Source organism: Chloroflexota bacterium, from assembly GCA_038040195.1.
Lineage (GTDB): Bacteria > Chloroflexota > Limnocylindria > QHBO01 > QHBO01 > DASTEQ01.
Genome location: JBBPIR010000008.1, coordinates 1 through 14280, shown reverse-complemented (window position 1 = coordinate 14280; position 14280 = coordinate 1). Strand labels below are relative to the sequence as shown.

At 69.9% G+C, this 14280-nt stretch carries 15 protein-coding genes; 11 read left to right on the top strand and 4 right to left on the bottom strand.

All coding sequences use genetic code 11. The annotated features are described in order from the left end of the window. Positions 1-17 precede the first annotated feature (17 nt). The 4 genes from AABM41_08530 (at position 18) to AABM41_08515 (ending at position 4007) form a co-directional block, all read left to right on the top strand. Positions 18-1202: an acetyl-CoA C-acetyltransferase gene (locus AABM41_08530; GenBank protein ID MEK6192353.1), complete on the top strand. Its 1185-nt coding sequence runs from the start codon at positions 18-20 to the stop codon at positions 1200-1202. A 262-nt stretch (positions 1203-1464) separates the two neighbouring features. Continuing rightward, complete coding sequence (locus tag AABM41_08525) at positions 1465-2733, top strand: Glu/Leu/Phe/Val dehydrogenase (GenBank protein ID MEK6192352.1); 1269 nt, start codon at positions 1465-1467, stop codon at positions 2731-2733. A gap of 5 nt (positions 2734-2738) precedes the next feature. Next, positions 2739-3389 carry a hypothetical protein gene (locus AABM41_08520; GenBank protein ID MEK6192351.1) on the top strand — a complete coding sequence of 217 codons (651 nt, stop codon included), beginning with the start codon at positions 2739-2741 and terminating at the stop codon, positions 3387-3389. Between the two features lie 15 nt (positions 3390-3404). Next, the gene (locus AABM41_08515) at positions 3405-4007 is read left to right on the top strand and encodes an HhH-GPD-type base excision DNA repair protein (protein MEK6192350.1); all 603 of its coding nucleotides are present in this window, start codon (positions 3405-3407) and stop codon (positions 4005-4007) included. A gap of 103 nt (positions 4008-4110) precedes the next feature. On the opposite strand, the gene AABM41_08510 is transcribed toward AABM41_08515, so the two are convergent. Genes AABM41_08510 through AABM41_08500 form a run of 3 tightly spaced genes read right to left on the bottom strand, consistent with a single transcriptional unit; the run spans position 4111 to position 7069 of the window. Then, positions 4111-4923, bottom strand: a complete 813-nt coding sequence (locus AABM41_08510; GenBank protein ID MEK6192349.1) for a pantoate--beta-alanine ligase — start codon at positions 4921-4923, stop codon at positions 4111-4113. Between the two features lie 2 nt (positions 4924-4925). After that, a complete protein-coding gene (coaBC, locus tag AABM41_08505) occupies positions 4926-6230 on the bottom strand; it encodes a bifunctional phosphopantothenoylcysteine decarboxylase/phosphopantothenate--cysteine ligase CoaBC (protein MEK6192348.1) in 1305 nt (434 codons plus the stop codon). Further along, positions 6227-7069: a type III pantothenate kinase gene (locus AABM41_08500; protein ID MEK6192347.1), complete on the bottom strand. Its 843-nt coding sequence runs from the start codon at positions 7067-7069 to the stop codon at positions 6227-6229. The genes coaBC and AABM41_08500 overlap by 4 nt, the downstream gene beginning before the upstream one ends. 75 nt (positions 7070-7144) lie before the next feature. Here AABM41_08500 and AABM41_08495 point away from each other — a divergent pair, with 75 nt between their 5' ends. From AABM41_08495 to ndk, 4 genes are read left to right on the top strand one after another with little or no spacing between them, the layout of a single operon-like run. Further along, positions 7145-7618 carry a hypothetical protein gene (locus AABM41_08495; GenBank protein ID MEK6192346.1) on the top strand — a complete coding sequence of 158 codons (474 nt, stop codon included), beginning with the start codon at positions 7145-7147 and terminating at the stop codon, positions 7616-7618. A gap of 28 nt (positions 7619-7646) precedes the next feature. Continuing rightward, complete coding sequence (locus AABM41_08490; GenBank protein ID MEK6192345.1) at positions 7647-8939, top strand: pitrilysin family protein; 1293 nt, start codon at positions 7647-7649, stop codon at positions 8937-8939. Beyond that, positions 8936-9640: a hypothetical protein gene (locus tag AABM41_08485; protein ID MEK6192344.1), complete on the top strand. Its 705-nt coding sequence runs from the start codon at positions 8936-8938 to the stop codon at positions 9638-9640. Before AABM41_08490 ends, AABM41_08485 begins: the two co-directional genes overlap by 4 nt. A 26-nt stretch (positions 9641-9666) precedes the next feature. Next, positions 9667-10134, top strand: coding sequence for a nucleoside-diphosphate kinase (gene ndk / locus AABM41_08480; protein ID MEK6192343.1), 468 nt, complete (start codon positions 9667-9669; stop codon positions 10132-10134). Here ndk and lepB read toward each other — a convergent pair. Further along, positions 10080-10805, bottom strand: a complete 726-nt coding sequence (gene lepB, locus AABM41_08475; protein MEK6192342.1) for a signal peptidase I — start codon at positions 10803-10805, stop codon at positions 10080-10082. The two genes, ndk and lepB, sit on opposite strands and share 55 nt — an antisense overlap. A gap of 94 nt (positions 10806-10899) precedes the next feature. On the opposite strand from lepB, the gene AABM41_08470 reads away from it, so the two are divergent. The 3 genes from AABM41_08470 to AABM41_08460 form a co-directional block, all read left to right on the top strand. Further along, a complete protein-coding gene (locus tag AABM41_08470; protein MEK6192341.1) occupies positions 10900-13101 on the top strand; it encodes a sodium-translocating pyrophosphatase in 2202 nt (733 codons plus the stop codon). A 24-nt stretch (positions 13102-13125) separates the two neighbouring features. Then, complete coding sequence (locus tag AABM41_08465; protein MEK6192340.1) at positions 13126-13971, top strand: undecaprenyl-diphosphate phosphatase; 846 nt, start codon at positions 13126-13128, stop codon at positions 13969-13971. Between the two features lie 124 nt (positions 13972-14095). After that, positions 14096-14280: transcription elongation factor GreA (locus tag AABM41_08460; protein MEK6192339.1), on the top strand; the 185-nt coding region annotated here is incomplete at its 3' end.

Here is a 14280-nt window from a genome sequence, read left to right as displayed (position 1 = left end):
GGGCTAGCATGAAGCCGATGTCGTCGGACGTGTACATCCTGTCCGCCGCTCGCACCCCGATCGGCAAGTTCGGCGGCGGTCTCTCGACGATCCCCGCCACGGAACTTGGTGCGGTCGCCATCCGGGCCGCGGTCGAGCGCGCGGGCATCGCGGGCGACCGGGTCGACGAGGTCTTCATGGGCCAGGTCATCCAGGCCGGCGCCGGCCAGGCCCCGGCCCGCCAGGCGGCGCGCAAGGCCGGCCTGCCGGACTCCGTCAGCGCCACGACGATCAACAAGGTGTGTGGCTCCGGCCTGAAGGCGGTGATGCTTGGCGCCGCTGCAATCCGGGCCGGAGACGCGAACCTGATCGTCGCCGGCGGCATGGAGAACATGAACCTGGGGCCGTATCTGCTGCCGGGCGCACGGGCAGGGTATCGACTCGGCAACCAGGAGCTGGTGGACGCGACGCTGTACGACGGGCTGTGGTGCAGCGCGTGCGACGTCCACATGGGCATCCACGCCGAGCGGGTGGCGGCCAAGCACGGTGTCAGCCGGGAGGCGCAGGACGCCTTCGCCCTGCGGTCCCACCAGCGCGCCCTGGCGGCCATAGCGTCGGGCGCGTTCGCCGATGAGATCGTCCCGGTCGAAGTTCCCGGAAAGAAGGAACCAACGGTGGTCGACACCGATGAGGGCCCCCGCTCCGACACGTCCGCTGAGGCCCTGGCCAGGCTCAAGCCCGCCTTTCAGGCCGATGACGGCACGGTCACCGCCGGCAACTCACCGGGCATCACCGATGGCGCCGCGGCCCTGGTCCTGGCCTCGTCCGACGTCGTGGAGCGCGATGGACTGCGCGCCATGGCCCGCATCACGGGCTACGCCCAGGCCGACGTCGCCCCGGAGTGGCTGTTCGAGGCTCCCATCGAGGGCGTCCAACGACTCGTCGAGCGAGTGGGCATCGCTCTCCCTGAATTCGACCTGATCGAGATCAACGAGGCCTTCGCGGCCCAGGTGCTGGCCGACGGCAACGCCCTGGGATTCGACTGGGACAAGGTCAACGTCAATGGGGGCGCGGTGGCCCTGGGCCACCCGATCGGGGCGTCGGGGGCGCGAGTCCTGACCACGCTTCTGTATGCCCTGCGCCACCGCGGCGGGACGCGCGGCCTCGCCACGCTCTGCCTGGGCGGCGGGGGAGCGGTGGCCCTGGCTATCGAGCTGGTCTAGTGAGCCTCGCCCGTGCCAGTCATCTGTGACTGGGATCCGGACTGACGCCCTGCTCCGTGACTGTGCCAGTCACCTGTGACTGGGATCCGGACTGACGCCCTGCTCCATGACTGTGCCAGTCACCTGTGACTGGCACGTGGCCCGGGCCCGAGCAGTTCGTCGCGCGGCGTAGCCGGGACTCGGCGGCGCGCTGCCCCGCCCGTATAATCGGCGCGCTTTTTCGCCCGTTCCACCCTGCCACCACGGAGCGTGTCCGCCACCCATGACCGACTACTCGTCTGTCGCCGAGGCGCCGAACATCTGGGCCGTCGCCCAGCAGCAATTCGACGAGGCCGCCGAGAAACTCGACCTCGATCCGGACCTGCGCCGAGTCCTCCGTGTTCCCAAGCGCGAGCTGACGGTCCACTTCCCAGTGACCATGGACGACGGCCACGTGGAGGTCTTCACCGGCTACCGGGTCCAGCACAACCTCTCGCGCGGGCCGGCCAAGGGCGGCATCCGCTACCACCAGGACGTCACCCTGGACGAGGTCCGGGCCCTGGCCATGTGGATGACCTGGAAGTGCTCCGTGGTGAACATCCCGTATGGCGGCGGCAAGGGCGGGGTGATCGTCGATCCCAAGCAGCTTTCGCTGCGCGAACTGGAGGGCCTGACCCGGCGCTTCACGACCGAGATCAGCCCGCTCATCGGTCCTGATCGCGACATCCCGGCCCCCGATGTCAATACCAACGCCCAGGTCATGGCCTGGATGATGGACACCTACTCCATGCACAACGGCTACACGATCTCGGGCGTCGTGACCGGCAAGCCGGTCGCCATCGGCGGATCGCTGGGGCGCAACGAGGCCACCGCCCGGGGTGCGGTGTTCACCCTCCGGCAGGCCTCCCGGCAGCTGCACCTCCACCTCGACGAGGCACGGGTCGCCATCCAGGGCTATGGCAACGCGGGGTCTATCGCCGCGCAGCTCCTCGCCGCCGAGGGGTCGACCATCGTTGCGGTCAGCGACTCGTCCGGGGCAATCCATAACCCGAGCGGCCTCGACCCTGCCAAGGTCAGCGCGTGGAAGCAGGAGCACGGCACGGTGGCCGGCTTCCCCAGCGCGGATGCGGTCAGCAACGAGGAGCTGCTGACGCTCCCGTGCGACATTCTCATTCCCGCCGCGCTGGAGAACCAGATCACGCGCAGCATCGCGGACCGAATCCAGGCCAAGGTGGTGGCCGAGGCCGCCAACGGCCCGACTACCCCGGAGGCGGATGAGATCCTGTACGAGCGCGGGATCTTCCTGATCCCCGACATCTTGTGCAATGCGGGTGGCGTCACGGTGAGCTACTTCGAATGGGTCCAGGACATGCAGTCGTTCTTCTGGACCGAGGCTCGGATCAACGAGAGCCTGAAGGAGATCATGGATCGGGCCTTCGAGGCGGTCCATCGGATGAGCGACCTGCACGAGGTCCACATGCGGACCGCCGCCTACATGGTCGCCGTGTCGCGGGTCGCGGAGGCCACCACGTTGCGGGGCCTGTACCCGTAGAGCCCATGCTCGACCACGAGGAGCGATTTCTGTTCCGGGAGGAGATCCTGACCCTCAGCAACGCGCTGTCGGAAGCGGGCCAGCTCGACAACGTCGAGGACCTGCTGGCGGATGTCACGACCAGCCCGCGGTTCGACTCGGACGTCTTCACCCTGGAGCGGTCGCTCCAGGTCATGCTCGGCAACCGGGCCGGGTCCACCCTCATCGGTCTGTTGACCGTCACCCGCGAGGTGTTCGAGGAAGTGGGGCAGATCGGCCTGGCGCCGGAGATCGGCGAGCGGATTGTCAGCTGGCGAGCCCGATTCGGGCTGGCCATCGACAACGCGCTGAACTTCCTGAACAACCCGGACGGGATCCAGGGCCACAACTTCGGGACCCAGGTTCTGCATGGCGAAGCCGGGTCCAGTCTCCAGGGACGGCTGACTCTCGTCCGCTACAACAACGAGCCGCAATTCTTCATCGCCGACGCCGACATCCTGCTCAATATCGCGGCCGACCTCATGGAGCGGCTGGGGGAGCACCTGGAGTCGGACATGGTGGACGCCGAGCTCGTCGCCCGGCTCCGCGAGGCGGTGGAACGGATCGAGCGCCGCGCCGGCCCCAGTGGCGGCGGTGGCTCTGGCGGTGGCGCATCCAGCGGCGGCCGCGAGGACTAGGCGACGACCCTGCCGGTGCCGCCTGTGCTGCCCTTCACGGACAACCCCGAAGCCAACCGGCTGCTGGGAGAGGACCCGCTCGCGCTGCTCATCGGCTTTGCCCTCGACCAGCAGGTCACCGTCCAGCATGCGTTCAATGGCCCGTGGGAGCTGCGCCGCCGCATCGGGCACCTGGACCCGACGCGGATTGCGACCATGGACCCGGCCGAGCTGGAGCGCGTCTTCCGCGAGCGCCCCGCGTTGCATCGGTACCCCGCCTCGATGGCGGGCCGCGTGGCCGCGCTGTGCCGGGTCATCGTGGACACCTACGACGGCGACGCGAGCCGGATCTGGCGCGAAGCCCGCGACGGCGCCGATCTCGAGGCTCGCCTGCGCGCGCTGCCGTCGATCGGCGAATTGAAGGTGAACGGGCTGCTCGCCATCCTGTCTCGTCGGTTTGGGGTCCAGCTGCCGGGACTGGCCGGGCGCCTGCCGACCTGGCCCACCCTGGGCGACGTGGACACGCCGGAGGCGCTGGAGCGCTACCAGTCCCAGAAGCGGGCGTACAAGGCGGCCCTCCGGGCGGCTGGTGCAGAAGGCGGAGGCGTTACCAAGAGCGCAGCACGTCGCGGCCCATAGAAAAGGAGGCCGGACGTGGGCACTCGCCGGCCTCCCCAACCCATCCTACCCATCCCGGGGCACCGGTCAGTAGTACTTTCGCTCCGTCTCAGCCCGCCCAGCCTCAGCCGAGCGGCACGTTGTCCGTCAGGCGCGAGCGCCCGATCCACACCGCGGTCATGGCCAGCGCCGGCCCGTCGAGACGCGATAGCTCAGCCAGCGTGACCGCGTCCGCGATGCTCACGTAGTCGACCCGGGCCAGGGATTCGGCGCTGATGTGCTCATTCATTCGCGCCCGAAGAACCTCGGCTGAACGTTCGCCGGCGTCGTGGGCGGCCTGAGCCGCGGCAATGGCCGCGTACAGGCAGGTCGCCGCGTGTCGTTCTTCAATGGACAGCCCCATGTTGGCGGCGGACACCGCCAGGCCGTCTGGGTCGCGGAGGACCGGGCAGACCACCAGCTCGACGTTGACGAACAGGTCGCGCAACATGCGCCGGACGACCACCACCCGCTGGGCGTCCTTCTGGCCCAGGTACAGGCGCGCCGGCCCGACCAGGTGGAGGAGCCGCATGGTCGTGGTGGCCACCTCGTCGAGGTATCCCGGTCGCGACGCGCCCTCCAGGCGGCCGGTCAGCCCGTCCACCGTGACCCGGGTGACGTGCAGCGGGTCCACCGTTTCGTGCGACGGCAGGAACGCGACGTCCACGCCCTCGATCTCCAGCAGCGCCAGCAGCCGATCCTCCTCGGCGGCGGCACCGGTTGGGTCGGCCTGGTTGCTCACCACCACTCCGCCGTCGGACTCACGCGAGCGGCGCACGAGCGACAGCTGGCCCGAATGCACCAGGCCCGTGGTGGGGATGAAGCCGATGGCGTGCCCCGCCTTTCGAAGCTCCAGGATCGCGTCCCGCAGCTCCTCGATGCCGCGGACGACCTCCACCCCTACGCGTCCTGTTGGCGGGGGCGACGCGCGGCGCGCGAGCGAGAGGACCGGGCCGGGGTTGAGGTCGCGCGGACCGGACGGCGGGCCCGATAGCGATCGGCGATGAGGTCCCACAGTCGCTCGGCGACCTGGCGCTTGGGGAGCATCGGCCAGTCGGTGAGGGCGCCCTCGGCGCCGAACACGACGACCTTGTTCTCTTCGGAGCCGATCGCATCGAACGGACCACCCACCTTGTTGGCGACGATGAGGTCCAGGCCCTTGTCGCGCAGCTTGCCGGTGGCGTTGGCCTCCAGCTCATCGCTCTCGGCCGCGAAGCCAACCAGGAACGGCCGAACGCCGTCCGGCATCTCACCCACCTCGGCGATGATGTCCGGGTTGGGGACGAGCTCCAGGCGCAGGCGGCCGGCACTGCGTTTGATCTTGCGGCCGCTGGGCTTCGCCGGGGCATAGTCGGACACCGCAGCGGCCATGACCAGGATGTCGGCGGCCGGGGCGATGCGGAGCACCGCCTCGCGCATGGTCGCGGCGGTCGTGGCATCCACCACGTTCACGCCGCGCGGTGCGGTCACCGACAGGCTGCCGGCAACCAGGGTCACCGCTGCGCCCCGGTCACGAGCCGCCTCGGCCAGCGCCACCCCCATCTTGCCGCTGCTCCGGTTGCCGATGAATCGCACCGGGTCGATGGGCTCCCGCGTCCCGCCGGCGCTGATCGCGACCCGCAGCCCGTCCAGGTCGCCGGCTCGGGCGAACAGGCGCTCGACCGCGGCCAGCACCGTCTCCGGCTCCGCCAGGCGCCCGATCCCGGTCAGGCCTGACGCCAGCGCCCCGACCTCCGGCTCCACGACCAGGTACCCGAAGCCCCGCAGGGTCTCGATGTTGCGTTGCGTGGCCGGGTGGGTCCACATCCCCGCGTCCATGGCTGGTGCCACGACCACCCGGGCCCGGCTAGCGCACACGATGGCCGTCACCGCGTCGTCCACCAGTCCCGCCGCGAGCTTGCCCACCAGGTTGGCGGTGGCCGGGGCGAGGACGATGGCGTCCGCCGCCTCGGCCAGTTCGATGTGCGCGATGTGCTCGTCGGGGTCGAGCGCCATGACGTCGGTGATCACCGGGCGGTGGGTGAGCGAGGCAAATGTCAGCGGCGTCACGAATGCCGTTGCGGCCGGCGTCATGGCCACGTCCACGATCGCCCCCGCGCTCATCAGCTGGCGGACCAGGATCGCGGCCTTGTAGGCGGCGATGCTGCCACTGACCCCGACCACCACCCGACGGCCGACCAGCGTCCCGTTCATCGCTTCCGTCATCCCGGGCTCCCGTCGGCCTCGGCCACGCCGGCCCGCGCGCCCGTCCGGGTAGTGATGTGCTCGTACGCGTACCTGATCCCGCGCAGGGTGAGCTCCGGCTCCACGCGGTCGATGCCGGGCACCTCGGCCAGCCATGGCTGGAGCGAGAAGCCGCCGGTCGCCACCACCGTGACCCGGGCGTCGGCCGGCGAGCGCTCGACCAGCTCCCCCCGCAGGGCGGCAAGAAGACCGCTCAGCAGTCCGATGTAGCCGTTCACCGTTCCGCTCTGCATCGCATGCACAGTGTTGGTGCCGATGGCGCGCGGTGGGCGCCGGAGCTCGACTCGCGGCAGCTTTGCCGCACGCCCCACCAGGGCGTCGACAGAGATCCCCAGCCCGGGCGCGATCGCTCCGCCGAGATAGGCGCCCTCCGCGCTCACGACGTCGAAGTTGGTGCTCGTTCCGAGGTCCACCACGATGGCAGGGCCGCCGAACTCCTGGCGGGCGGCCAGGGCGTTCACCAGCCGATCGGCGCCGGCTTCCGCCGGGCGGTCGATCTCGATGGCCAGCACGCCGCCCAGCCCGGCCGCGTCCACGACCACCGGCTCAACGCCCGCGCGGCGGGTCAGCATCCGGCGCCAGGTGGGGACCAGCGCGGGCACGACACAGGCCAGGGCGGCGGCATCCAACCCCTCCAGGCGATGCCCGTCCAGGGCCAGCAGGCCTGTCAGCATGGCGGCCAGCTCGTCCTCGGTGGCCTGCGAGTCGGTCTCGGCCTGCCAGGCGCCGACCATGACCGCGTCGTCGAAGAGCCCAACCCCGGTGTTCGTGTTGCCGATATCGGCGGCCAACAGTCGCATCAGTCGGACATCGTAACAGCCGTTTCGACCGCTTCTTCCGATGCTAGACTCCGCCAGACCCCGCAGGAGAGACCGATGGAGCCCACGCCCGAACCGCGCGCCAAGCTCTATATCAACACCGGTCTGGTCACTGACAAAAGCGACATCTACAACATCCTGCGTCCGCTCCTGAAGCAGACGGTGACCTACAGCTACTTTCGCGGCAACCAGGTCGCCAGTGGCGGCACCGGCTGGGTCGAGCGGCTGGTGGTCGACCACCCCGAGATCGCGTCCTACTTCACGCCGCTGGCCATCTGCCTCAACCTCGATTCGTTCGACTACCTTCAGTTCGACACGACCTCCGACCAGCTGCTGACCTATACCCTGGTCATCGGCTCCGAGAAGGTGGTCATCGAGTTCGCTCAGACGGCGACCGAGATCGGCATCCAGGATGAGGCGCCGATGCGGGCGCCGGCAACCGCGCCGGACGACTTGGCGCTCGATCCGGACTTCATCCAGATGGAGCTCCTCAAGTCGCCCGATGCCCCCGACGAGGACGAGGACGGCTAGGCGGGGCGCTCCGCCCCACGAGCGCAGCGTGCTCCCCAACGGCCTCCGAGTGGTCAGCCAGGCGATGCCGCATGCCCGATCGGTGTCGGTGGCCCTATTCGTGGGCGTCGGCTCGCGCCACGAGGCCGATGGCGAGGCCGGGTTGTCGCACATGGTGGAGCACCTCGCGTTCAAAGGCACCCGGGCCTACCCCGCCCCAGGGGCCCTGTCAGAGGCCATCGAGGCGTGCGGAGGGACCGTCAACGCGTCGACGGACCGCGAGCTGACCGTGTACTCCTCGCGGGTCCCGCGGACCCGCGCCGACCGCGCCTTTGATGTCGTCGGCGAGCTGGTCCTGCGCCCGCTTTTTCGGCCTGCGGACCTGGTGGCCGAGAAGCCGGTCGTGGTCGACGAGATCCGGGCCTATATCGACTCCCCATCGGACCACGTCTTTGCCCTGTTCGATGAGCTCCTGTTCGGCACCCACCCGCTGGGTCGCGAGATCGCGGGCACGCCGCGCAGCGTGCGGCGCACGACGCATGCCGACGTCGTGGGCCACTGGCGCCGCTGGTACACCCCTGAGCACATGGTGCTGGCGGTGGCCGGGGCGATTGACCACCGGACGGTGCGCCGCACGGCCCGGAGCTGGTTCGACCGGGCAGCGGAGGATGGCCGGGCTGACGGGGTCGGTTCCGGCCGGCGCGCTGGGCGCCGGAAGTCGGCGGGCCTTTCCGCCCCGCGGCCAACGTCTGCGGGCAGCGTGCGGGTCGCCTTCCGACGCCTGACCCAGGGCAACCTGTGCCTGGGCATGCCCGGCGTCTCACGCACCCACCCCGACCGCTGGGCGCTGGACCTGCTGGGCGCGGTCCTGGGCGATGGGATGAGCAGCCGCCTGTTCGTCGAGCTGCGGGAACGGCGCTCCCTGGCGTACGACATCGGGACCTTTGCGACCTCGTACGCCGATTGCGGCACGGTGGGCATCCACGCCGGGTTCGACCCGTCCCAGTCGACGGCCATCATCCGCGCCGCGCTCGAGCAGCTGGAGCGCGTCGTCCAGGACCCCGTACCCCTGTCCGAGCTCGAACGGGCGCGGGCCTACACCCGCGGGCGGATCGAGCTGCGCCTCGAGGAGTCGAGCGCGGTGGCCGGCTGGCTGGGCACCGGGGAGAGCCTCCTGCCGCGGATCCTCACGGTCGAAGAGGTGGTGGAGCACCTCGAGTCGGTCACGTCGGACGACTTGCTCCGCGTCGCGCGGGCCTACCTCCGACCCAGCCTGGCGCGGATCGTCCTGCTGGGGCCGTTCCGAGGACGACGCCGGGTTGAGGCCCTGCTCGCGGCATGACCATCGAAACCGGGATCGACCTCGTCCCGGACCAGCTGGCCCTGGCCCGGGCCCAGATGGACGCCGCCCAGTACGGCGTCGTGGAAGGCACCCTGCGGCGCCGGATCGCGACCCTGGAGGCGACCGGCCGCAACCCCGAGGAGCTGGACGCGGCGCGCGCCCTTCTGGCCGAGTCCCTGTGGCGCTCCGGCCGGCCGGTGGCCGCCTACGAGGCCGTCACGGCGGTGCGGCCCCGTGGCGTGGAGCGCCGGCGCTCGATCACGATGATGGTCGAAGCCGAGGGTCTGGCCGCCATCGGGGAGATGCGCCAGGCGGAGGGGCTGCTGGAGCGGGTCGTCAACGCGGTCGGCGCGGACGAGGCGTGGCGCCTGCGCCGGGGCGCCCCGAGCCGGCTGGAGTGGCCGAACCCATCGTGGGCCGGACCAAGCCCCAGCGCCGGGTCCGAAGCCTCCCCGGCCGAGGATCGGCTGGGCGCGGCGGCCATCGCCTACGGGGAGAATGACCTGGCAACCGGCGACCGGGAGCTGACCCTGGCTCTGCGGCGCGACCCCCGGATCGCGGCGGCTGGCGTGGTCATGCTGGAGCCCAATCTGGGGACGCAGCCCAGCGCCGAGCGTCTGGTACTGTACGGCGACCTTCTCCGCGCGGCGGGACGGGAGCGCGAGGCAGCCGCCGCCTACGACCGAGCCGCTCGGACCTAGCTCGCGCCTGAGGAGACCCCACCGTCATGGAGCGCACCCTGGTCCTGGTCAAGCCGGATGGGGTCCAGCGCGGGCTGGTGGGCGAGATCCTCGGCCGGCTGGAGCGCAAGGGGCTCAAGGTCGTCGGCCTGCGCCTGCTGTGGGTGCCCCACGACATGGCCGAGCGCCACTACGCCATCCACGTCGGCAAGCACTTCTACGCCGAGCTGGTGGAGTTCATCACCTCCGGACCGGTGGCGGCCATCGCGGTTGCCGGGCCGGATGCGGTGGCCGTGGTGCGGCGCCTCGTCGGAGCAACGATGCCCAACCAGGCGGATCCGGGCACCATCCGCGGCGACCTCGGCGTGAGCGGCCTGCGCAACCTCATCCACGCATCCGATGCGCCGGAAACCGCCGACGCGGAGCTTGCCCTGTGGTTCGACGCCGGGTCGGTGGTCGACTACGAGCGGGCGATCGACACTTGGGTGATGGCCGAAGAGCCCCCACGCGGATGATGGGCCCGGACTGATCCGTCGTCCGTTAGCGCCTCCACCAGGCCCTGGTAGGGGGGCGAAACGAACAGCGTGATCCGATCCAGCGGGAAGTAGCGTACGAACGCGCGTCCCACGATCAGGTCGCGTTCGATGGGCCCAAAGAAGCGCGAATCCTGGCTGTCGGGGCGGTTGTCACCCATGACGAAGACGTGCCCGTCGGGAACGATCCACTCGATCGTGCCCTGCGCGTCGCGGGGCAGGGTGGGAGCCGGAGTCCCGTCCGCACCGGTGACCAGGTACGGCTCGTCCAGGCGCACCGGCACCCCACCGGCCGGCTTGATGAAGACCACCCCGTTCTCGAGCAGAACCGTCTCGCCGGGCAGACCGATGACGCGCTTGATGAACGGGACCCCAGTCTGCTCGTACCCATCCGGCGGGTTGAAGACGACGACGTTCCCTCGCGAGTAGTCGTCCCAGCGCGGCGTGAGCTTGTCGATCAGGACGTAGTCGCCCGGCTGGATGGTGGCCACCATCGAGTTCTGCTCGACCTCGAACGGCTGGGCCACGAAGTTGTGGATGACGAGGTAGATGACCGCGGTCAGGACCACCGTTTCCACGATCTCGAGCAGGCAGCCGGCACCCCGCCGCGCCGCGGAACGTTCGGCGCCGGTTGGTCCCGCGGCAGGCTGCACGTAGGTCAAACGGGCGAAAGCATAACGCGGTTGACCCTGCGAACGGGCCCGCGCTACCATCCGGCGCCGTCGCCCGACCCCCCACGGAGGATCCATGCCGATTCAGCCCATCACCTGGGTGATTCCTGTCGCCGGCCTGGCCGCGGTCGCCTTTGCGGCCTACCTCGCCCGCGATGTCCTGCGCCGGGATACGGGGACGCCGGCCATGGAGGATGTGGCCGCGACGATCATGGAGGGAGCGGTCGCGTTCATCCGCCGCCAGTACCTGACCATCCTCGTGCTGGCGGTCGTCGGGGCGGCCATCATCGGCCTGGTCATCGGCGTGGTCGAAACGGCCGAGGTGGCGGACACCGACGTCTTCGGCGCCCAGCTGGGCCTTATGACGGCGGTCGCGTTCTTTGTCGGGGCCCTGTGCTCCATGGCCTCCGGGGTGATCGGGATGTACATCTCGGTGAAGTCGAATGTGCGCACCGCGGCCGCCGCCCGCCACAGCCTGGTCGAGGCGGTCCAGGTCGCCATGCGGGGCGGGGCGGTGTCCGGGTTCCTGGTGGTCGCCCTGTCCCTCCTCGGCGTGTGGGGCATCTTCGTGACCTACGGCGGCTTCACCAACCCGGACGTGGCTCCGTTCCTGATCGTGGGCTTCGGCTTCGGGGCCAGCTTCGTGGCGCTGTTCGCCCAGCTGGGCGGCGGGATCTACACCAAGGCTGCCGATGTCGGGTCGGACCTGGTCGGCAAGATCGAGGCCGGCATCCCCGAGGACGATCCCCGCAACGCCGCGGTGATCGCGGACCTGGTGGGCGACAACGTCGGCGACTGCGCCGGCCGTGGGGCCGACCTGTTCGAGTCCACCGCAGCCGAGAACATCGGGGCCATGATCCTGGGGGTCGGCGTGTACGTCATCGCCCGGGAAGCGGGCTGGCCCAACCCCGAGGCGTGGATCTTCTTCCCGCTCGTGGTCCGCGCCTTCGGTCTGCTGGCGACCATCGTGGCCATCTTCTTCGTCCGCGGCAGTGAGACCGAGGAACCGATGAACATGCTGAACCGCGGCTACTGGGTCACCACCATCCTGTCGGTCCTGGCCCTGGCGCTGGTCACGTTCGTGATGATGGACACCAGCGGCACCCCGGGCGCCAACGGCATCCCGGTATGGGTCTGGTTCTTCTTCTGTGGGGTGGTGGGGCTGGCCACCAGCGTGGCGTTTGTCTACATCACCCAGTACTACACGTCGGGCGCCTGGCGGCCGGTGAAGGAGATTGCCGAGGCCAGCAAGACCGGCCCGGCCACGAACATCATCAGCGGCACGGCGGTCGGCTTCGAGACCACCGCCGTCACGGCCATCACCATCAGCCTCGCCCTGTTTGCCAGCCACTGGCTGGGTTCCCAGGCGGGTCTGGTGAACGCGGCCGGCCGTGACGTGGGCGGCATCTTCGGCACCGCCGTGGCGACCATGGGCATGCTCATGACGACCGCCTACATTCTGGCCATGGACACCTTCGGACCGATCACCGACAACGCCGGCGGGATCGCGGAGTTCGCCAAGGCCGAGGGTGGCGCCCGCGAGATCACCGACCGGCTGGACGCGGTGGGCAACACGACCAAGGCCCTGACCAAGGGATACGCCATCGCCTCGGCGGCGCTGGCGGCCTTCCTCCTGTTCTCCGCCTACATCGACAAGGTGAACCTGATCTTCACCCGCCAGGGGCGGCCGCTCATGGAATCGGTCGACCTGGCCGACGTCAACGTGTTCATCGCGGCCCTGATCGGCGCCATGCTGGTGTACTTCTTCAGCTCGCTCGCCATTCGCGCGGTGGGCACCACGGCGCAGTCGATCATCGTCGAGGTCAGGCGCCAGTTCCGCGAGATGCCGGGGATCATGGACTACACCCAGCGCCCAGACTACGCCCGGGTGGTGGACATCACGACCCGCGCCGCGCTGCGCCAGATGATCCTGCCCGGGATGGTCGCGGTCGCCACGCCCATCGCGGTCGGGCTGCTCCTCGGCCACGAGGCGATGGCCGGCATGCTCATGGTCGGCACCATTGCCGGCGTCCTGCTGGCCACCGTCCTGAACAACGGTGGCGGAGCGTGGGACAACGCCAAGAAGTACATCGAGTCCGGACACCTGACCGATGACGAGGGCAACGTGATCGGCAAGAAGACACCCGCCCATGCCGCCGCCGTGGTCGGCGACACGGTTGGTGATCCGTTCAAGGACACCGCGGGCCCGTCGCTCCACGTCCTCGTCAAGCTGCTGGCCACCATCACCCTCGTCCTGGCGCCGCTCTTCATCCGCTGACTGCGGAAGCGGCCGGGAGCTGTCATGGAGCTGATCATCCAGGCCGCGTTGATCGGCCTCATCCAGGGCCTGACCGAGTTCATCCCGGTCAGCTCCTCGGCCCACCTGGAGCTGTCCCCCTGGCTCTTGGGCTGGGAGCAGGACGGGCTGATCGGGAGCCTGTCGTTCAACGTGTTCCTGCACCTGGGGACGCTGCTCGCGCTCCTCGTCCACGTCGGGCGCGACTGGCTGCGCCTGCTCGGCGCGCTGGGCCGGTCCATCGCCGAACGACGCATCGGCGACGACCCCGACCGACGGCTGGGCTGGCTCCTGGTCGTGGCCACCATCCCGGCGGCGCTCATCGGCTTTGCGCTGGAGGATGCCATCGAGGCCGCCTTCCACGGCGACGCGGACCAGTCGCGGCTGGCCATCGCCGGCTTTCTGGTAATCGGCGCCGCGGTGCTTTTCCTGGCGGATCGGTTGGGGACCCGCCAGCGCGATCTGAGCGCGATCGGGACCGGTCCGGCGCTGGCCATCGGCCTGTCGCAGGCGGCCGCCCTGCTGCCGGGCATCAGCCGATCGGGCGCGACGATCGCCACCGGCCTGGCACTCGGCCTGACCCGCCAGACCGCCGCCCGCTTCAGCTTCCTGCTCGCCACGCCCATCACCCTCGGGGCGGGGCTGTATGGCTCGCGGCACCTGCTCACCGCCAGTCACACCTCGACCGAATGGCTGGCCATCGGCGTCGGGTTCGTGGCCGCCGCCGTCTCGGGAACCCTCGCGATCGGCTTTCTGCTGCGCTGGCTGCGGACCCGTTCGGTGGCCATCTTTTGCCTGGAGCGGCTCGTGCTGGCGGCCCTGGTGGTGGTCCTTCTCGCGGCCGGTCACTGACCCGCACGGACTTTGACACTGGCCCACCCCACGCCTACAATCCGCCGACGCCAGCACAAGCCAGCTTCCCGAACGGCCGGAGCTGAGGCTTTTTTGTTATCGGGAGCGATACCCGCCTGAGGCGATGAACAACAAGCCCGTGTACCTGACCCCTGAGGGCGTCGAGCGACTGAGCGCCGAGCTGCGCCACCTCATCGTCGAGGAGCGGCCGCGGGTGGCCCAGCGCATCCATGACGCCAAGCTCGACGGCGACATCACCGAGAACGCCGAGTACGAGGACGCCAAGCAGGAGCAGTCGTTCCTGGAGGG

What these genes read in the sequence shown, in the direction of transcription:
- AABM41_08525 (MEK6192352.1), top strand. Translation starts at nt 1,465, where the DNA reads ATGACCGACTACTCGTCTGTCGCCGAGGCGCCGAACATCTGGGCCGTC.
- AABM41_08500 (MEK6192347.1), bottom strand. Translation starts at nt 7,069, where the DNA reads ATGCGACTGTTGGCCGCCGATATCGGCAACACGAACACCGGGGTTGGG.
- AABM41_08520 (MEK6192351.1), top strand. Translation starts at nt 2,739, where the DNA reads ATGCTCGACCACGAGGAGCGATTTCTGTTCCGGGAGGAGATCCTGACC.
- AABM41_08470 (MEK6192341.1), top strand. Translation starts at nt 10,900, where the DNA reads ATGCCGATTCAGCCCATCACCTGGGTGATTCCTGTCGCCGGCCTGGCC.
- AABM41_08530 (MEK6192353.1), top strand. Translation starts at nt 18, where the DNA reads ATGTCGTCGGACGTGTACATCCTGTCCGCCGCTCGCACCCCGATCGGC.
- AABM41_08485 (MEK6192344.1), top strand. Translation starts at nt 8,936, where the DNA reads ATGACCATCGAAACCGGGATCGACCTCGTCCCGGACCAGCTGGCCCTG.
- ndk (MEK6192343.1), top strand. Translation starts at nt 9,667, where the DNA reads ATGGAGCGCACCCTGGTCCTGGTCAAGCCGGATGGGGTCCAGCGCGGG.
- coaBC (MEK6192348.1), bottom strand. Translation starts at nt 6,230, where the DNA reads ATGACGGAAGCGATGAACGGGACGCTGGTCGGCCGTCGGGTGGTGGTC.
- AABM41_08495 (MEK6192346.1), top strand. Translation starts at nt 7,145, where the DNA reads ATGGAGCCCACGCCCGAACCGCGCGCCAAGCTCTATATCAACACCGGT.
- AABM41_08465 (MEK6192340.1), top strand. Translation starts at nt 13,126, where the DNA reads ATGGAGCTGATCATCCAGGCCGCGTTGATCGGCCTCATCCAGGGCCTG.